Here is a 16,698-nt window from a genome sequence, read left to right as displayed (position 1 = left end):
GCAGGACTCATCAGAACTCATCGAGGCACAGCAGAACTCAGAAGTACTCACAACTGATCGCGAACAAACAGATTCTGACGTCGAGCCCCGCGCGCCCGTCAAGGGCACGGAAAGCACTTTCTGCCCGGCGCCGCCCGGACCGCCCCGGTCGGGGGCGCGGCGGCCCGGCCCGATGCGCCCGGTGGGTTCGGGTCCGCGCGGGGCCCGGACCCACTAGGCTGGGAAGAAGGTGACGCGCTGATCACTGTGAGTGTGCGCAATGGAGTGGCGACGATGAGTCCGGTCAACCCGTTCGACGATGCCGCCACGGCCCGCGCCGTCGTCGACGGCTCCGGCACCCTGCGCGAGTGGAACGAGGGCGCCCGCCTGCTCCTCGGCCACCCGGCCGCCGACGTCGTCGGACGCCCCGCCGCCGACCTGCTCGCGCACCGCGGTGACGGCACACCTCCCCGGCACGACGACGACCGCTGGAGCGGCACCCTGGCACTGCGGCACCGCGACGGGCACACCGTGTCGGTGTGGGTGCTCGCGCACCGCCGGCCGGAGGAGGACGGCGCCTCCGCCACGTGGCTCGCCGTCACCCCGCTGGAATCCGGTCCCGAACCGGAGGACGACCCCCTGGTCAGAGCGGCTCTGACCCAGTCGCCCTGCGCCATGATGGTCTTCGACGACCGGCTCCTGCTGCGCGGGGCCAACGACGCCATGGCGCGGCTGATCGGTCTGCCGCCGGACCGGGTGCGCGGCCTGCGGGCCACCGACTTCAGCGGCCGGCCCCAGAACGCGGAGCTGGAACGGCTGATGCGGCGCGTGCTCGCCACCGGCCGCCGGCACGACATGCAGAGCCGCTTCAAGGCCGACGGCGAGAGCCGCGCCCACGCGTGGAACGCCCGGATCGCACCGCTCACCGACCCCGACGGCCGGGTGTGCGGGGTGTGTGTGAGCGTCCACGACTTCACGGAGCAGCACCGCGCCCGGGAGCGGCTGCAACTGGTCAACGAGGCCAGTGTCCGCATCGGCACCACCCTCGACGTCACCCGTACGGCGCAGGAACTGGCCGACGTGTGCGTGCCCGCGCTCGCCGACTTCGTCAGCGTCGACCTGCTGGATCCGCGGGACCACGGCGGGGAGCCCGCCGCCGTGGCCGAGCCGCCGTTCGACCTGCGCCGCACGGCACACCAGTCGGTCACGGAGGAATGCCCGCAGTCCGTGTCCGAGCTCGGCCGCCTGGACGTCTACCCCGCCGGGTCGCCCCAGGCCGAGTGCCTGCTCTCGGGGCAGGCGATCGTGGCCTCGGTGGCCTACGGCGATCTCGAACGCTGGCTGCGGTGGGACCCCGAGCGCCTGCGCCGGGTGGCGGAGTACGGCATCCACTCCACGATGTCGGTGCCCCTGCAGGCCCGCGGCACCACCCTCGGCGTCGCCGTCTTCACCCGCTTCCGGCGGCCCGACCCCTTCACCCACGACGACGTGCTGCTGGCCGAGGAGGTCAGCGCGCGCGCCGCCGTCTGCATCGACAACGCCCGCCGCTACTCGCGCGAGCGCGAGGCCACCCTGACCCTGCAGCGCAGCCTGCTGCCCCGGTGGCTGCCGCCCACGGCCGCGGTGCAGGCGGCCTCCCGCTACCTTCCGGCGGCCCGTTCGGGCGTCGGCGGCGACTGGTTCGACGTCATCCCGCTGTCCGGGATGCGCGTCGCCATGGTCGCCGGGGACGTCGTCGGGCACGGCATCCCGGCCTCGGCCACCATGGGCCGGCTGCGCACCGCCGTGCGCACCCTCGCGGACATCGACCTGACGCCGGAGGAACTGCTCACCCACCTCGACGACCTGGTGGTACGGCTGTCCGAGGAGTCCGGCGACGACCGGGCGGGCGAGGTCGGCGCGACGTGCCTGTACGTGGTCTACGACCCGGTGTCGCGGCACTGCTCCATGGCCCGCGCCGGACACCCGGCGCCCGTGCTGGTCCCGCCGGACGGACCGCCCGAGCAGGTCCGGCTCCCCTCCGGACCGCCCCTGGGCGTGGGCGGGCTGCCGTTCGAGTCGGCCGAGATGGAGCTGCGTGAGGGCAGCGTGCTGGCCCTCTACACCGACGGCCTGGTCGAGAGCCGGGAGCGGGACACCGACGCGGGCCAGGCGCTGCTGCGCGAGGCGCTCGCCGCCCCCGCCGACTCCCTGGACGCCGCCTGCGACCGGGTTCTGGCCACCCTCCTCCCCTCGGGCAACGCCGCCGACGACGTGGCCCTGCTGCTGGCGCGGACCCGGGGGCTGCCCGCCGGTCAGGTCGCCACCTGGGACATCCCCGCCGACCCGGCCCTGGTCGCGCCGGTGCGCAAGCAGGTCCTCGACCGGCTCGCCGACTGGGGCCTGATGGAGGCCACCTTCACCGCCGAGCTGGTCGTGAGCGAGCTGGTCACCAACGCCATCCGGTACGGCTCCCCGCCGATCCGGCTCCGGCTGATCCACGACACGGCCACGCTGATCTGCGAGGTCTCCGACACCAGTCACACCGCGCCGCATCTGCGCCGGGCCAGGACCTGGGACGAGGGCGGGCGCGGTCTGCTGCTGGTGGCCCAGCTCACCCAGCGCTGGGGCAGCCGGCACACGGCCGAGGGCAAGACCATCTGGGCCGAACTGGGGCTGCTCGACGACGCGGAGTGAGCGGGCGTGGGCGCCCCCGCGCGCACCTCGCTGCGGCGCCCGGCTTCACCACCCCGCTTCCGCATGCCACCTTCCGCGCCCAGTGCGCCCCCTCGTTTCCCGGGGCCCGCGGCGGGACACTCGACAGGACGGAGCACCCGGTTCCGGTCCGAAAGGGGCCGGGTGCGGGATCCTGACGGGAGTGTGGAGTAGCGATGGCTGACACGTCCCAGCCGGTGCGCCGGGCGGCCCTGTTCGCGAGCGGGGTCGCGTTGCTCGGTCTGCTGACCGCCTGCGGCAGCGAGAGCGCCACGTCGAGCGGCACGCCGGAGCTCGGCTCCGTGCCGCCGCCCGGCTCCGCCCGCAGCAGCAGCGCGGAGCCGGGCGCCGGTACCGCGGCGCCCGACGACACCACCACGGCGGCCGGTGCCGTGCCCAGCGGCACGGCGGGCTCGGCCTCCGCCTCGGCCCGTACCGACGGCCGCTGCCACACCGGTGAACTGCGGGCCTCGGTGGGCCGCGTGGACCCGGGGGCGGGCCAGCGCAACTTCCCCGTCGTGCTGACCAACACCTCCGGCCGCACCTGCACGGTGCACGGCTATCCCGGCGCCGCCTTCGTGGACGCCTCCGGCAAGCAGCTCGGCCCGGATCCCGAGCGCGCCCCCGGCTCCCCCCGGACGGTGACGCTGGCGCCGGGCAGCAGCGCGTGGGCCGGGCTGTCGTTCTCCAGCCCGCAGATCAGCGGCGCCCGTACGACCACTCCGACCACGCTGCTCGTCACCCCGCCGGACGAGCGGGAGCCCCTGAAGGTGCGGTGGACGGCCGGTGAGGTGCCGGTCGGCGGCAACGCGTCGTCGGTGTCCCTGACCGCCCTGGAGGCGGGCACCGGCCCCTGAGGCACCGGCGCCCCGCCGTACCGGTCCCCCGCTCAGTGACCGGCGATCGGGTGCGGGGCGTAGGGGCGCTCCAGTTCCTCGATCTCCTTCTCACCGAGCGTCAGTTCCACCGCCGCCACGGCGTCCTGGAGGTGCCCCGGCCTGGAGGCGCCGACGACGGGGGCCGTCACGGTGTCCTGGTGCAGCAGCCAGGCCAGGGCCACCTGGGCGCGCGGGACGCCGCGCTCGGCGGCGATGCGGGTGACGGCCTCGACCACGGCCCGGTCGCCCTCCTGGTAGAGGGTGCTGCCGAAGTCGTCGGTGGCGCTGCGCCCGGTGGCGGTGTCCCAGTCGCGGGTGAGGCGGCCGCGGGCGAGCGGGCTCCAGGGCAGCACTCCGACGCCCTGGTCCGCGCAGAGGGGGAGCATCTCGCGCTCCTCCTCGCGGTAGACGAGGTTGTAGTGGTTCTGCATGGACACGAATCTGGTCCAGCCGTGCCGCTCGGCGGTGTACTGCATCTTGGAGAACTGCCAGGCGTACATCGAACTGGCCCCGATGTAGCGGACCTTGCCCGCCTTCACCAGGTCGTGCAGCGCCTCCATCGTCTCCTCGACCGGGGTGTGCGGGTCGAAGCGGTGGATCTGGTAGAGGTCGACGTAGTCGGTGCCCAGGCGCCGCAGACTGTGATCGATCTCGGTCATGACCGCCTTGCGGGACAGTCCCCCGCCGTTGGGTCCGGGCCGCATTCGTCCGTGCACCTTGGTCGCGAGCACGATGTCGTCCCGGCGGGCGAAGTCGGCCAGCGCCCTGCCGACGATCTCCTCGCTGGTGCCGTCGGAGTAGACGTTGGCCGTGTCGAAGAAGGTGATCCCGGCCTCCAGCGCCTGACGGATCAGCGGGCGCGAGGCCTCCTCGTCGAGGGTCCACTCGTGCGTGCCGCGGTCGGGAACGCCGTAGGTCATGCAGCCCAGGCAGATCCGCGACACGTCCAGGCCCGTCGAACCGAGCTTCACATACTGCATCGTTGCCGCTCCTGTCTTCGCCGGTCATCGGTACGAGGGCGAGCGTACGTCCTCGGGCGGGCGCGGACTCCGTGCGGGTCAGCGCCGTTCGACCAGGTCCAGCGCCCGTTCCCAGCCGAACTCCGGACGCCTGCCGTCCTCCCCCGGGTCCCCGGTGTACCGGTCGCCGAAGCGCACGCCCATGCCCCGCAGCCGGGCCAGGCTCTCCCGGTAGGCGGGGTGGGAGGCCAGCGCGTCGGCGACGCACGGCAGGACGGCCAGGGGGACGCCCAGACCGGACGCCTCGCACAGGGTGGCCACGGCGAGGGTGTCGGCAAGGCCCGCGGCCCACTTGTTGATCGTGTTGAAGGTCGCGGGCGCGACCACGACGGCGTCGGGCGCCGGGAAGGGCCGCGGATCGTCCGGTGTGCGCCAGGCCGAGCGGACCGGGCGGCCGGTGCGGTCCTCGACGGCTGCCACGTCGAAGAAGCCGCCCATGGCGACCGGTGTCGCCACGACCCCGACCTCCCAGCCGCGTTCCCGCGCCGCGTCGATCAGCCCGTCCACGCCGTCGGCCACGCCCGCGGCGCAGACGACGACGTAGAGGAAGGGCCGTGCGGTCCTGTCGCTCCCCGCGTGTTCGCTCATCCCCGAGACCCTAGTGGGCGGCCTCCGGACGCGGGCGGGCGCGGGTGCGGGGCTCAGCCCACCCGTTCCGACACGGTGATCGCGCCCACGGGACAGGCACGGGCCGCCTCCCGTACCAGCGCGCTGCCGCCGCCGTCCTCCCGGCCGGGCCGGAGCGTGCCGCAGCCGTCGTCGTCCTGGGTGAAGACGTCGGGGGCGGTCAGGGCGCACTGTCCCGCGCCGATGCAGGTGTCCTTGTCGATGCCGATCCGCATGTCCGCACACTCCTACCAGGTCACGGGGAGTTCCAGCATCCCCTGGACGGTGTCGCCGGGCTTGAAGGGGATCTCGTCCGCCGGGGCGGCCAGGCGCAGCGTGGGCAGCCGCTCGAAGAGGGCGTGCAGGGCGATCTCCAGTTCGGCGCGGGCCAGGTTCTGGCCGAGGCACTGGTGGATGCCGAACCCGAAGGCGACGTGGTGGCGGGCGGGACGGTGCCAGTCGAGGGCGTCCGGGTCGGGGTAGACGGACTCGTCGCGGTTGATGACCGAGGTCGAGAAGACGACCCCCTCGCCGGCCCGGATGATCTGCCCGTCCACCTCGATGTCCTCGACGGCCATGCGCAGCAGCCCGTCCGCGATCGACAGGACCCGCATCAGCTCCTCCACGGCGTCGGGCAGCAGCCCGGGCTCCGCACGCAGTTCGGCCAGCCTGCCGGGGTTGGTCAGGAGGGTGTAGGTGCCCAGCGAGATCATGTTGGCGGTGGTCTCGTGGCCCGCGACCAGCAGGATCACCGCGAAGGCGACGAGCTGTTCGCGGTCGGTCCTCCCCTCGTTCCGCTGCCTCCGCACCAGGTCGTCCAGCAGGCCGTCGCCGGGCTCCCTCCGCTTGCGGTCGATCAGCTCCCCCAGGTACGCCTCCAGCCGGTCCCGGGCGTCGACGGTGTCGGCGGGCAGCGGGCCGCGCAGCAGCCGGCGGGACTGTTCCTCGAAGAACTCGTGGTCGGCGTAGGGCACCCCGAGCAGTGCGCAGATCACCATTGAGGGCACGGGCAGCGCGAAGGCCGACACCAGATCGGCGGGCGGGCCCCCCGCGATCATCGTGTCGAGCCGTTCGCCGACGATCCGCCGGATGTGCGGGCGCAGAGCGGCGGCGCGCCGCAAGGTGAACTCGGGGAGCACCATTCTGCGTTGGGTTCGGTGTTCGGGGTCGTCGACACCGACCAGGGCGGCCTTGCGACCGCGTACGCCCGCCAGGCGCGCCGACGTGACGGGGAAGCCGTCGCGGGAGCGGTCGCTCGACAGGCGCTGGTCGGCCAGCAGCCGGCGGGCGGCGGTGTGCCCCGTCACCAGCCAGGCCTGGCGGCCGTCGAAGAGGGTGACCCGGGTCAGCGGCCGGGTGGCGCGCAGCGGGGCGTAGGCGGCGGGCGGGTGGTAGGGACAGGTCCGGTCCTGCGGGAAGGCGACGGGGGCCGCCGGGGTCCGGTCCGCCGGGGCCGGGTCAGTCGCGGGGGTGGCCGTCGTCGTATCGGTGTCCGTCGTCTTGCCGGTGTCGGTGTCCGTCATGGAAGACCTCGCAGACGAAGAGTGCGTCCTGCCGATCTTCATTAGATGCCTCAGGCATCTATGGAGCGACGGCAAGTTCGGCCAGATCGCCGGCGGCGGCAGAGTGGCCGGGGACCACCGGCCGGGGACGGCGGGAACCCCGCCGCACCGCTCGCACCGGCGGCGCGAGTGGCGCGATCGGGACCTCCGGCGCCCCCGGGCGCGCCCGGGAACTGGCCGAGCGGCACGGTGTGCGGGACGGCGGCCGGAGCGATGCCGTCCGGATGTTCTCGCGACCACAGGGGTACGAGGGGCAGGATGCGGTAAGGATGCTCAAGCGCCGGTCGTCGGTGCCCACCCGGCCGGCCTCACGCCACGACGAATACGGACGGACACACATGCCTCTTGACGGCGAGTACGAACCCAGCCCCACGCAGTGGGTGCGCGAACAGGTCGAGCTGTACGAGAGCTCGGGCGGCACCAAGGGCACGACCCTGCGGGACACCGGCCTGCCCGTGATCGTGCTGACCACCCGGGGCGCGCGGAGCGGCAAGCTGCGCAAGACGCCGCTGATGCGCGTCGAGCACGAGGGCCGCTACGCCGCGGTCGCCTCCCTGGGCGGGGCGCCCAAGCACCCGGTCTGGTACTTCAACGTGCTCGCCGATCCCCACGTGGAGCTCCAGGACGGGCCGGTGAAGCGGGACATGACGGCCCGTGAGGTCACGGGCGCGGAGAAGGCGCAGTGGTGGGAGCGCGCCGTCGCGGCGTTCCCGTCGTACGCGGACTACCAGGAGAAGACGGACCGGGAGATCCCGGTCTTCGTCCTGGAGCCGGCCGACGCGGGCTGAACCGGGCGCGCGAAGGTTTCCCGGATCGGCGTGCATGGAGCGGCGGGTGCCGGGAAGACGTCGTTCAGGCCCCGCCGCGTTCCCCCGTCGCGGCGGGGCCTTCCGCCGTCGTCGCGGCGGGGCTTCCCGCCGCCTCCCGCGCGGGCCGGTCCGTGACGTCGAGGAAGACCTGCCGGGCCTCGGGGACGGTGCGCCTGATCGACCTCTTGATGCGCACGGCGACCTCCTCCACCTGTTCGCTGTCCAGGCCCGGCACGAGGTCGACGCGTGCGGCCACCAGGGTGGAGTCGAGGCCGGTCTTCATGGTGAACAGCGCCTCGACGCTGTCGATCTCCGGCTGGGCCGCCAGCAGCGCCCGGATCCGTCCGCTGGCCTCGGGGTCGGCCGCCTCGCCGATGAGCTGGTCGCGGGCCTCGCGGCCCAGCCGGTAGGCCACGTGGACGAGCAGTGCGCCGATGGCGAGCGAGGCGCAGGCCTCCCACACCACCTGCCCGGTGACCATGTGCAGCGCCATGCCGGCCATGGCGAGGGTGACGCCGAGCACCGCGGTGCCGTCCTCGGCGACGACCGTGCGCAGCGCCGGGTCCCGCAGCCCCTCGGCGAGCCCGCCCTGGCCGCGTACCTGGTGCAGGGCCCGCAGCAGGGAGCCGCCCTCCGCGAGCAGGGCGATGCCGAGCACGATCAGCCCGGCCACGTAGCCGCCGAGGCTCTCGTCCGCCCCGTCGCGCAGGGCCTCGGCGCCCTGGAAGAAGGAGAAGCAGCCGCCCATGACGAAGATGCCGACGGCCGCGAGCAGCGACCAGAAGAAGCGTTCCTTGCCGTAGCCGAAGGGGTGCTTGCGGTCGGCGGGGCGGCGGCTGCGGCGCAGTGCGGCGAGGAGGAAGATCTCGTTCATGCTGTCCGCGACGGAGTGTGCCGCCTCCGACAGCAGCGCGGGCGACCCCGCGACGAACCCGCCGACGGCCTTGGCCACCGCGATCACCAGGTTGGCCGCGAGGGCCACGAGCACGGTGACGCGTGTCCTGCGGTCGGCCCTGCGGCCCCGCTCCTCTTCTCCTGCTGTCCCGCTCACGAAGCCCCGACTGCCCCGGCCGGCGCGGCTCACACCCGCCTTGCGGGTGGCCGCCCGTGCCGACGGGCGAAAACGGGGAACGCCTACACAGGGGCACAGGAACGACGGGGAGCGCCCGCACACAGACACAGGACGGCGGAAGGGCAGGGCCATGAGCGGTGACGACGGCACCCCGGGCAACAGCGGCTACGGGAAGAAGGCGTTCAAACGGTCCCGCAGCCATTTCGCGGACCGGATCACGGCGGACGGCCGGGACGGCTGGCCGGTGGAGGCCGGCCGCTACCGGCTGGTGGTGAGCCGCGCCTGTCCGTGGGCGAGCCGGGCCCTGGTGTCCCGGCGGCTGCTCGGTCTGGAGGACGCCCTGTCCCTGGCGGTCGCCGACCCGGTCCAGGACGACCGGAGCTGGCGGTTCACGCTCGACCCGGACGGCCGGGACCCCGTCCTCGGCATCCGCTACCTCAGCGAGGCCTACGACCGGCGGGAGACCGGCTACCCGGGCGGGGTGAGCGTACCGGCGGTCGTGGACGTGCCCAGCGGGGCACTCGTCACCAACGACTACCAGCAGATCACCCTCGACCTCGCGACCGAGTGGACCGCCCTGCACCGGCCGGGCGCGCCCGACCTGTATCCGCAGGCCCTGCGCGACGAGATCGACGAGGTGATGGCCGGGGTCTACGAGGACGTCAACAACGGGGTGTACCGGGCGGGTTTCGCCACCGGCCAGGAGGAGTACGAGGCCGCGTGCGCCGGGGTGTTCCGGCGGCTGGAGCAACTGACGCCCCGGCTGGAGCGGCAGCGCTACCTGGTCGGCGACACGATCACGGAGGCGGACATCCGGCTGTTCACTACGCTGGTCCGCTTCGACGCGGTCTACCACGGTCACTTCAAGTGCAACCGCTGGAAGCTGACGGAGAACCCGGTGCTGTGGGGGTACGCCCGCGACCTGTTCCAGACGCCGGGATTCGGGGACACGGTCGACTTCGACCACATCAAACGCCACTACTACCAGGTGCACACCGGCATCAATCCGACGCGCATCGTCCCCCTCGGCCCGGACCTGGCCGGCTGGCTGACGCCCCACCACCGGCAGGAGCTGGGCGGCCGTCCGTTCGGCGACGGCACCCCGCCGGGGCCGGTCCCGGCCGACGAGGAGGTACCGGTGCGCGGCAGGCCCTGACCGCGACGCGCACGACCGTCCGACGCGCACGACCGATCGGCGCACACGAGGCCGCACACGAGTCCGCACACGAGTCCGCACACGAGGACAAGGAGAGATTCCCATGGCGAAGAAGGCGAAGAAGAAGCAGAAGCTGCCCCTCGCCTACAAGCCCGTCGGGTTCGCGCTCGGCTGGCTGGGCGGCACGCTGGCCGGGATGACGTTCCAGAAGACCTGGAAGCTGCTCCGGCACGAGGACGACGCACCCGACGCCCTGGACCCGGACCGCGGATGGGGCGAGATCCTGCTGGCCGCGGCGATCCAGGGCGCCATCTTCGCCGCGGTGCGCAGCGCCGTGGACCGCACGGGCGCCAAGGCCATCCAGCGCTCCACGGGGACCTGGCCGGTCGCCGGCAAGGGCGGCCGGGACTGATCCGGCGGACGGGTGCTATCCCTGCTTGGGTGCCGTGGGCGCGAGGGCGTGGCGGAGGGTGAAGGAGTGGCCGGCCGGGTCGGAGAAGCCGCGCTCCTCGTGCGGGCCGACCGGGTCCTTCGCCTCCACCGGGCGTCCGCCGAGCCCCACGATCGCGCGCTCGGCCTCGTCCAGGTCCGCCACCACGAAGTCCAGGTGGACCTGGAGGGAGTTCTCCGGGCGGGGCCAGCTCGGCGGGGTGGCGTTCACGTCCCGCCGGAAGGCCATGCGGAAGCCGCCCGGGCCCTCGATCTCGATCCGGTTGGCGCTCACGTCACTCTCCTGCGCGCCCAGCAGGCCCTTGTAGAACTCGGCGAGCCGCTCGGGTTCGGCGCAGTCGAGCACCACGACGCCCGCGTTGACCAGTGCCATGTCTCCTCCGAAGGTTCCGGGCGTGGGACGCCGTGCCCCGTGCCCCCTGCCTTGCGCATATCCCCGCCCGGCCGAATCAGTCGGCGAACGCCCCGCCCGGCCCTCACCCGTCGGGGGCACCCGGCTCACGGTGCCGGGCGGCGCGGGGAATGGCACGATCACGTCGGAGGTTGCCAACCGTGTCCCCCGTCCCCTCCCTGAGTTGCGAGGTCCCGATGAACACCATGCGCGCAGTAGGCCAGGACGTCCTCGGCGGTCCCGAGGTCCTGAAGGAGGTGCGGCTGGAGCGCCCCGAGCCGCGTCCCAACGAGGTGCTGGTACGGGTGCGTGCCGCCGGGGTGAATCCGACCGACTGGAAGCACCGGGCGAACGGCGGCTTCCTCGGCGAGCCTCCCTTCGTGCTGGGCTGGGACGTGTCGGGCGTGGTGGAGTCGGTGGGGATCGGCGTGGCGGCGTTCCGGCCCGGCGACGAGGTCTTCGGCATGCTGTCCTATCCCTTCGGCCACGGTTCCCACGCGGAGTACGTCACCGCTCCGGCGCGCGTGTTCACCCACAAGCCGGCCGGGATCGACCACGTCCAGGCGGGCGCGCTCCCGCTGGTGTCGCTGACGGCGTGGCAGGCCCTGGTGGAGCGGGCGGACGTACAGCCGGGGCAGAGGGTGCTCGTCCATGCGGCGGCCGGCGGGGTGGGCCACGCGGCGGTGCAGATCGCCAAGGCCCGGGGCGCCCACGTGATCGGTACGGCCAGCGCGGGCAAGCACGCCTTCCTGCGCTCGCTGGGTGCGGACGAGACGGTGGACTACCGGGAGACGGACTTCGCCGAGGCGGTGAAGGACGTCGACGTCGTCCTGGACACGATCGGCGGCGACACGTCCCTGCGGTCCCTGCGCGTGCTGCGGCCGGGCGGGGTGGTGGTGTCGATCCTGCCGGTCGGGTCGGACGAGTTCTTCGAGGAGGCCGGCCGGCTGGGCGTCCGGGCGGTGCGGATGCTGGTCGACGCGGACCGGGCGGACATGAAGGAGATCGCCCGTCTGGCCGAGTCGGGGAAGCTGCGGGCCGAGATCGCGGGGACGTTTCCGCTGGCGGAGGCCGCGCGGGCGCACACGCAGGGTGAGACGGGCCGTACGACGGGCAAGCTCGTCCTCGTGATCGACTGAGATTCCGACGACATATGTCAATCGAACATGCTCAAACTCGCTCGATGAGGGTAACTTTCCGCGCCAAGTGGGTAGTTGAGCCCCCGGAAGCAGGCCCTGAGCGGCCGGGACAGGCTGGAGGCAAGGTTCGTGCGGCAGGAATCGGCGTCGCCCACCCGGCACCTCCGTGTGCGCCGGCACCAGGGGCACACGGTGCTGGAGTTCCGGGGTGAGATCGACATCGCCTCGGCGGCGGAGATCGCCCCGCACCTGGACCGGGAGACACGGCGCCCCGGCGCCCGGGTGGTCCTGGACCTCGGCGGCATCGAGTTCTTCGACTGCTCCGGGCTGCGCCTGCTGTACCGGGCCCGCAGCCAGGTACTGGAACAGGGCGGGCAGCTCCACCTGGTGTGCGCCCACCCGCTGACCCTGCGCATGCTGCGGATCACCGGCCTGGGGCGGCTGCTGCCCCCGTGGCCGACCCTGGACGAGGCCGTCGGCGTCAGCCCGCCGGCCGGGCGTCGAACAGGGCGCTGACCGACTCGCCGTTGTGGATGCGGCGCACCGCCTCGGCCAGCGCCGGGGCGATGGACAGGACCCGCAGCTTGTCCGGGCGGTCGTCCACCGGCACCGGCACGGTGTTGGTGCACACGATCTCCAGCACGTCCGGCTGCTCGCCGAGCCGGCCCAGCGCACCGGCCGCGAACAGTCCGTGCGTACAGGCGAGGCGGATGGTGCGCGGGCCCGCCTCGCGCAGCCGGTCGAGCAGTTCCAGCACCGTGCTCCCCTTGGCGATCTCGTCGTCCAGCACGATGACGTCCCGCCCCGCCACCTCCCCGATCACCGAGCTGATGCTGACCCGGTCGTCGGCGTAGCGCTGCTTCGCACCGGCCGCCACCTGGGCGCCGAGCATCCGGGCGAACGCCGCGGCCTCCTTGGCGTTGCCCAGGTCCGGCGAGACGACGGTGGCGCGGGAGAGGTCGTACTGCCGGAAGTGCGCGGCGAGTTCGCGCAGGGCGTGCAGGTGGTCGACCGGGACGGAGAAGAAGCCGTGCACCTGGGGCGAGTGCAGGGTCATGGCGAGGACCCGGCTCGTGCCCGCCGCCACCAGCAGGTCGGCCACCAGGCGCCCGCCCAGGGAGATGCGCGGGGCGTCCTTCTTGTCGGAGCGGGCGTAGGAGTAGTGCGGCATGACCACGGTGATGCGTCCCGCCGACGCCCCGCGGGCCGCGTCGCACATCAGCAGCAGCTCGACGAGGTGCTCCTGGACCGGCTTGACCAGCGGCTGGACGAGGAACACGTCCCGCTGCCGGCAGTTGGCCATGAGCTGCACCTCGAGGCAGTCGTTGGCGAACCGGCTGACCCGGGTGGGGCTGAGCGGCACGCCCAGGTGGGCGCAGACCTCCTCGGCCAGCTCGGGGTGGGCACTACCGCTGAACACGGCGATGTCTCGCACGGACCGCTCCTCGCGTGATCCTGTCCGGCCGGAAGCCCCAGCTTACGGAAATCCGGTTGCACCGCGCCCGTCCACCAGGCCATCGAGGAGACGGTCCACGCCACGCTGCCGGACGGGCCCGCCGGAGTCCCGGTCACCGACTGCCGGGTGACGCTGACCCGCTCCGGCTACAGCGCGCCGCTCAGCACCGCCGCCGACTTCCGCGGGCTGACGCCCATCGTGCTGCGCCGCGCCCTCGCCCGGGCGGGGACCGTCCTGTACGAGCCGTACCTGGCCTTCGAGGCGGAGATCCCTGCGGACGCGCCGGCGGCCGTGACGGCCCTGCTGGGCTCACTGGGCGCGGGGTTCACCGGTACGACGGGCGGCGACCCGGCGTGGATCGTCACCGGCGAGCTGCCGGCCCGGCGGGCCCGGGAGGCCGAGCTGCGGCTGCCGGGGATCACGCGCGGGGAGGCGGTCTGGTCCTCGCGTCCGGCCGCCGACCGGCCGGTCGTGCCGGGACGCTGAGCCGCCGCCCGCCCCGCGCACCCCGCGCACCCCGCGCACCCCGCGCACCCCGCGCGTCCACGGTGTCCCGCTCTCCGCGTCGGGCGTCAACTCGCCTGTCTGGCCGGGGAGATGGCGGGCATCCGGGTCAGTAGGAAGGAGGGCCCTCGCCATGACGACTCCCGTCAGGAAGCCCACCCATTCCGTCGAGAGCCCCGCGCGGCGCATGCCCGGCTGGGCGAAGGCGCTGACCGCGCTGGTGCTGGTGCTCGTCGTGCTCTTCGCGGGGCTGCGGCTCAGTGTCCTGCCGGGGCTGAAGGACCTCTTCGGGTCCGAGACCCGGGACCGTTCGGGTCCCGCGCTGCTCGAGTCCGTCCAGGACCTCAGCCGTTACGAGGCCGCGTCCGGCAACTTCCAGGTCGTCGTGGACCTGGAGAAGGACGCCAAATTCCTGCCGGACGCGATCCGCGGCACCCGCACCCTGTACGTCGGGGCCGGCACCGTCGACGCCTACGTCGACCTCGGGAAGGTGGGCGAGGACGACGTGAGGGTCGACGAGGACCGGACGTCGGCCACGCTGCGGCTGCCGCACGCCGCGCTGGGCGAGCCGGCCCTCGACCCCGACCGCTCCTACGCCGTCTCCAAGCAGCGCGGTCTGCTCGACCGGCTCGGCGACCTGTTCTCCGACAACCCGAACAGCGAGCAGGCCGTGCGCAAGCTCGCCGCCCGGCACATCGGCGACGCCGCGCAGGACAGTGGGCTGAGGGCCCGCGCCGAGAGCAACACCACCGCCATGCTCCGGGGTCTGCTGACGTCCCTCGGCTTCGAGGAGGTCCGGGTGACGTACGGGACCTGAGGCCCGCGCGTGGGCACCGTCCGTCACCCGGACAGGACCGCCGGGAGCGCCAGCACCCCCAGCACGGTGGTGCCCACCAGCAGCCACGCCACGTAGTCGCCGATGTGCCCGGACTGCAGCCTGCGCAGCGGCAGTGCCCGGCCCGGCACGGCGAGCCGCCCCGGCCGGGCCACGGCGACGGCGGCCAGGGCCACGGCCAGGAGGCTGGAGAGCAGGCCGAGGCCCACGCCCAGGGGCGTCCAGTGCACGGAGGTGTGGACCAGACCGGCCGTGGTGGCCCCGCTCACGGCACGGGCCACCGCGGTGCCGAAGCCGGGGACGGCACCGGCGGCGAGGGCCCCGGCGAGCAGCAGGGCCGGGACCGCCGTCATGGTGTCGGGGACCCGGGCCATTCGCCGCCCGCTCTCGGGCTCCTCCCCCGAGCCGGTCGTCTCGTACGCGTCCTCGGCACCCTCCCCGCCCGCCTCCCGCGGAGTCGGGCCCAGGCCCAGGAAGACCCTTGCCGCGACGCGCAGTACGGCCGCCGCGGTCACGGCACTCGTCAGGACGTAGAGCACCGTGAACGGGCCGCCCGCCGCCTCCTCGGCGAACGACTTGCCGAGCGCCGTGCCGAACGGCGGCAGTCCGGCGAGGCCCAGCGCGCCGGCGACGACCATCACGGCGACGCCGCGCAGCGGGCGGGCGCGTCCGTGCAGGACGTGTTCGTCGACGCTGCCGTACCGGTCCAGGAGGATGCCCGCGCAGGCGAACAGCGCGGCCTTCACCCCGGCGTGTCCGACGACGTACAGCGCGACGCCGTCGTCGCCCTCGGGCGTGAGGGTGCCGAGACCGATCAGGAACAGGCCGGTGTGGGCGATCGTCGAGTACGCGAGGAGCCGCTTGATGTGCCGCTGGTGCCAGCACATCACCGCACCGGTCACCGCCGTCGCCGCGCCCAGCACCGTCAGGACCCGCTCCGCGTCGGCGGCGGGCAGGCCGCCGGGGCCGGAGAAGACGGTGTCGTAGACGCGCCAGACGCCGAAGACGCCCAGCTCGACCATGACGCCGGACAGCAGCATGCACACCGGGGTGGGGGCGACCGCGTGTGCGTCCGGCAGCCAGAACTGGAAGGGCACCGCCGCCGCCTTGACCAGCAGCCCGGTCAGGACGAGGACGAACCCGGCCAGCACCAGCGCGTCGGGCGGCCCGTGGGCGTCGAGCGCGTCGCCGATGCGTGCCAGGGCGAGTTCGCCGGTACGGGCGTAGAGCAGGGCGATGCCCATCAGCAGCGCGTAGGCGCCCAGCGAGTTGACCACGGCGAAGGCGAGCGCGCCCTGCACGGCCCGGGCCTCCTCGACGCGGTGTCCGGTCAGGGCGTAGGCGACGACGCTCATCAGCTCGAACCAGACGAAGGCGTTGAACAGGTCGCCGGCGATCGCGAAGCCGCACATGCCCGCCTGGAAGACCAGCACGAGCGCCGGGAAGGCCCCGGCGTGGCCGTGCGGCGGCTCGTCGAGGGAGCGCCGGGAGTAGGCGAGGGCGGCGAGGGTGAGCACGCAGACGAGCGCGGCCATGCCGAGGCCGGGGCCGTCGCCGGTCAGGAGGATGCCGACGCTGTGTCCTGCCACGGGCTCCCAGCCGCCCGCCCATTCGGTCAGCGGCGGCGAGGAGTGCGCCAGCAGGAGGAGGGCGAGCGCCGCGCTGCCGGCCGAGACCGCGCAGGCGGCGCCGTCCGCGACGGTGCGGGGCAGGTGCCGGCCCGTGGCGGCGAGCAGGGCGGCGCCGAGCAGCGGTACGGCGACGAGGAGGGGCAGCAGGTGGTGCATCAGCCGCGCAGCTCGCTCAGCTCGTCGGGGTCCACGGTGCCGTGCCGCTTGGCGACCTGCACGACCAGGGCGAGCAGGAGGGCGGTGACGGTGGCGCCGACGACGACGTCGGTCAGGGCGAGGGCCTGGACGACGGGGTCCACCACCGGCCGGGAGCCCGGCGTGACGTCGGAGAAGACCGGCGCGGTGCCCCCGTCGCGGTAGCCGACGGCCAGCAGCAGGACGTAGGTGGCGGCCTGGCACACGGACAGGCAGCCGACGGCGTGGATGAGGTCGCGGCTGGTGGCCAGGCCGTAGCAGCCGGCCAGGAAGACCCAGACGGCCACCAGGTAGGGCAGTACGTGTGTCAGGGCGGTCATGG

General features: G+C 73.7%; 17 protein-coding genes and 1 pseudogene. 9 read left to right on the top strand and 9 right to left on the bottom strand.

The window, feature by feature from the left end:
• Positions 1-273 precede the first annotated feature (273 nt).
• Positions 274-2,655, top strand: coding sequence for a SpoIIE family protein phosphatase (locus Sdi02f_RS04335; protein WP_167458112.1), 2,382 nt, complete (start codon positions 274-276; stop codon positions 2,653-2,655).
• A 194-nt stretch (positions 2,656-2,849) separates the two neighbouring features.
• A complete protein-coding gene (locus Sdi02f_RS04330; protein ID WP_108932704.1) occupies positions 2,850-3,530 on the top strand; it encodes a DUF4232 domain-containing protein in 681 nt (226 codons plus the stop codon).
• 32 nt (positions 3,531-3,562) lie between these two features.
• On the opposite strand, the gene Sdi02f_RS04325 is transcribed toward Sdi02f_RS04330, so the two are convergent.
• From Sdi02f_RS04325 to Sdi02f_RS04310, 4 genes are all read right to left on the bottom strand, one after another.
• Positions 3,563-4,531, bottom strand: coding sequence for an aldo/keto reductase (locus tag Sdi02f_RS04325; RefSeq protein ID WP_030399626.1), 969 nt, complete (start codon positions 4,529-4,531; stop codon positions 3,563-3,565).
• A gap of 78 nt (positions 4,532-4,609) precedes the next feature.
• On the bottom strand, positions 4,610-5,158 hold the full coding sequence (locus tag Sdi02f_RS04320) for a flavoprotein (RefSeq protein ID WP_030399625.1): 549 nt from the start codon (positions 5,156-5,158) through the stop codon (positions 4,610-4,612).
• Positions 5,159-5,211: 53 nt separating this feature from the next.
• Positions 5,212-5,412, bottom strand: coding sequence for a ferredoxin (locus tag Sdi02f_RS04315; protein WP_030399624.1), 201 nt, complete (start codon positions 5,410-5,412; stop codon positions 5,212-5,214).
• Positions 5,413-5,424: 12 nt separating this feature from the next.
• On the bottom strand, positions 5,425-6,699 hold the full coding sequence (locus tag Sdi02f_RS04310) for a cytochrome P450 (RefSeq protein ID WP_031085288.1): 1,275 nt from the start codon (positions 6,697-6,699) through the stop codon (positions 5,425-5,427).
• Between the two features lie 377 nt (positions 6,700-7,076).
• Here Sdi02f_RS04310 and Sdi02f_RS04305 point away from each other — a divergent pair, with 377 nt between their 5' ends.
• The gene (locus Sdi02f_RS04305) at positions 7,077-7,526 is read left to right on the top strand and encodes a nitroreductase family deazaflavin-dependent oxidoreductase (RefSeq protein WP_030399622.1); all 450 of its coding nucleotides are present in this window, start codon (positions 7,077-7,079) and stop codon (positions 7,524-7,526) included.
• Between the two features lie 64 nt (positions 7,527-7,590).
• Here the strand turns inward: Sdi02f_RS04305 and Sdi02f_RS04300 are convergent, their stop codons facing one another.
• Positions 7,591-8,535, bottom strand: coding sequence for a cation diffusion facilitator family transporter (locus Sdi02f_RS04300; RefSeq protein ID WP_053638765.1), 945 nt, complete (start codon positions 8,533-8,535; stop codon positions 7,591-7,593).
• Positions 8,536-8,749: 214 nt separating this feature from the next.
• Here Sdi02f_RS04300 and Sdi02f_RS04295 point away from each other — a divergent pair, with 214 nt between their 5' ends.
• Both Sdi02f_RS04295 and Sdi02f_RS04290 read left to right on the top strand, forming a co-directional pair.
• Positions 8,750-9,775, top strand: coding sequence for a glutathione S-transferase family protein (locus Sdi02f_RS04295; protein WP_030399620.1), 1,026 nt, complete (start codon positions 8,750-8,752; stop codon positions 9,773-9,775).
• A gap of 103 nt (positions 9,776-9,878) precedes the next feature.
• Entirely contained in the window at positions 9,879-10,187 is a 309-nt protein-coding gene (locus tag Sdi02f_RS04290; RefSeq protein WP_030399619.1) for a DUF4235 domain-containing protein, read from the top strand.
• A gap of 15 nt (positions 10,188-10,202) precedes the next feature.
• Here Sdi02f_RS04290 and Sdi02f_RS04285 read toward each other — a convergent pair whose 3' ends face one another.
• Positions 10,203-10,598 carry a VOC family protein gene (locus tag Sdi02f_RS04285; RefSeq protein ID WP_030399618.1) on the bottom strand — a complete coding sequence of 132 codons (396 nt, stop codon included), beginning with the start codon at positions 10,596-10,598 and terminating at the stop codon, positions 10,203-10,205.
• 215 nt (positions 10,599-10,813) lie between these two features.
• On the opposite strand from Sdi02f_RS04285, the gene Sdi02f_RS04280 reads away from it, so the two are divergent.
• Both Sdi02f_RS04280 and Sdi02f_RS04275 read left to right on the top strand, forming a co-directional pair.
• Positions 10,814-11,755 carry an NADP-dependent oxidoreductase gene (locus Sdi02f_RS04280; RefSeq protein WP_108932703.1) on the top strand — a complete coding sequence of 314 codons (942 nt, stop codon included), beginning with the start codon at positions 10,814-10,816 and terminating at the stop codon, positions 11,753-11,755.
• A gap of 129 nt (positions 11,756-11,884) precedes the next feature.
• Complete coding sequence (locus Sdi02f_RS04275) at positions 11,885-12,271, top strand: anti-sigma factor antagonist (protein WP_030399616.1); 387 nt, start codon at positions 11,885-11,887, stop codon at positions 12,269-12,271.
• Here the strand turns inward: Sdi02f_RS04275 and Sdi02f_RS04270 are convergent.
• Positions 12,237-13,190 (bottom strand): ribose-phosphate diphosphokinase, encoded by a 954-nt coding sequence (locus tag Sdi02f_RS04270; protein ID WP_030399615.1) that lies wholly within the window; start codon positions 13,188-13,190, stop codon positions 12,237-12,239. The genes Sdi02f_RS04275 and Sdi02f_RS04270 overlap by 35 nt on opposite strands.
• 72 nt (positions 13,191-13,262) lie before the next feature.
• Between Sdi02f_RS04270 and Sdi02f_RS04265 the strand changes: the two are divergent.
• Positions 13,263-13,697: pseudogene (locus Sdi02f_RS04265) on the top strand (GTP-binding protein); the annotation flags it as partial.
• Positions 13,698-13,848: 151 nt separating this feature from the next.
• On the top strand, positions 13,849-14,532 hold the full coding sequence (locus tag Sdi02f_RS04260; RefSeq protein WP_108932702.1) for a DUF4230 domain-containing protein: 684 nt from the start codon (positions 13,849-13,851) through the stop codon (positions 14,530-14,532).
• A gap of 23 nt (positions 14,533-14,555) precedes the next feature.
• On the opposite strand, the gene Sdi02f_RS04255 is transcribed toward Sdi02f_RS04260, so the two are convergent.
• Together Sdi02f_RS04255 and Sdi02f_RS04250 are read right to left on the bottom strand one after the other, a co-directional pair.
• Positions 14,556-16,337, bottom strand: a complete 1,782-nt coding sequence (locus Sdi02f_RS04255) for a complex I subunit 5 family protein (protein ID WP_108932701.1) — start codon at positions 16,335-16,337, stop codon at positions 14,556-14,558.
• Complete coding sequence (locus tag Sdi02f_RS04250; protein ID WP_030399611.1) at positions 16,337-16,696, bottom strand: sodium:proton antiporter; 360 nt, start codon at positions 16,694-16,696, stop codon at positions 16,337-16,339. The genes Sdi02f_RS04255 and Sdi02f_RS04250 overlap by 1 nt, the downstream gene beginning before the upstream one ends.
• Positions 16,697-16,698: the final 2 nt, after the last annotated feature.

Origin of the sequence: Streptomyces ardesiacus, assembly GCF_003112575.1 — a bacterium.
GTDB lineage: Bacteria > Actinomycetota > Actinomycetes > Streptomycetales > Streptomycetaceae > Streptomyces > Streptomyces ardesiacus.
Note: the sequence above shows the minus strand (reverse complement) of the source record. Positions and strands in the feature narration are given on the sequence as shown.

Coding starts and splice junctions, on each gene's coding strand:
- Sdi02f_RS04290 (WP_030399619.1), top strand. CDS start 9,879: ATGGCGAAGAAGGCGAAGAAGAAGCAGAAGCTGCCCCTCGCCTACAAG.
- Sdi02f_RS04255 (WP_108932701.1), bottom strand. CDS start 16,337: ATGCACCACCTGCTGCCCCTCCTCGTCGCCGTACCGCTGCTCGGCGCC.
- Sdi02f_RS04285 (WP_030399618.1), bottom strand. CDS start 10,598: ATGGCACTGGTCAACGCGGGCGTCGTGGTGCTCGACTGCGCCGAACCC.
- Sdi02f_RS04305 (WP_030399622.1), top strand. CDS start 7,077: ATGCCTCTTGACGGCGAGTACGAACCCAGCCCCACGCAGTGGGTGCGC.
- Sdi02f_RS04250 (WP_030399611.1), bottom strand. CDS start 16,696: ATGACCGCCCTGACACACGTACTGCCCTACCTGGTGGCCGTCTGGGTC.
- Sdi02f_RS04315 (WP_030399624.1), bottom strand. CDS start 5,412: ATGCGGATCGGCATCGACAAGGACACCTGCATCGGCGCGGGACAGTGC.
- Sdi02f_RS04335 (WP_167458112.1), top strand. CDS start 274: ATGAGTCCGGTCAACCCGTTCGACGATGCCGCCACGGCCCGCGCCGTC.
- Sdi02f_RS04320 (WP_030399625.1), bottom strand. CDS start 5,158: ATGAGCGAACACGCGGGGAGCGACAGGACCGCACGGCCCTTCCTCTAC.
- Sdi02f_RS04330 (WP_108932704.1), top strand. CDS start 2,850: ATGGCTGACACGTCCCAGCCGGTGCGCCGGGCGGCCCTGTTCGCGAGC.
- Sdi02f_RS04295 (WP_030399620.1), top strand. CDS start 8,750: ATGAGCGGTGACGACGGCACCCCGGGCAACAGCGGCTACGGGAAGAAG.
- Sdi02f_RS04310 (WP_031085288.1), bottom strand. CDS start 6,699: ATGACGGACACCGACACCGGCAAGACGACGGACACCGATACGACGACG.
- Sdi02f_RS04260 (WP_108932702.1), top strand. CDS start 13,849: ATGACGACTCCCGTCAGGAAGCCCACCCATTCCGTCGAGAGCCCCGCG.
- Sdi02f_RS04280 (WP_108932703.1), top strand. CDS start 10,814: ATGAACACCATGCGCGCAGTAGGCCAGGACGTCCTCGGCGGTCCCGAG.
- Sdi02f_RS04325 (WP_030399626.1), bottom strand. CDS start 4,531: ATGCAGTATGTGAAGCTCGGTTCGACGGGCCTGGACGTGTCGCGGATC.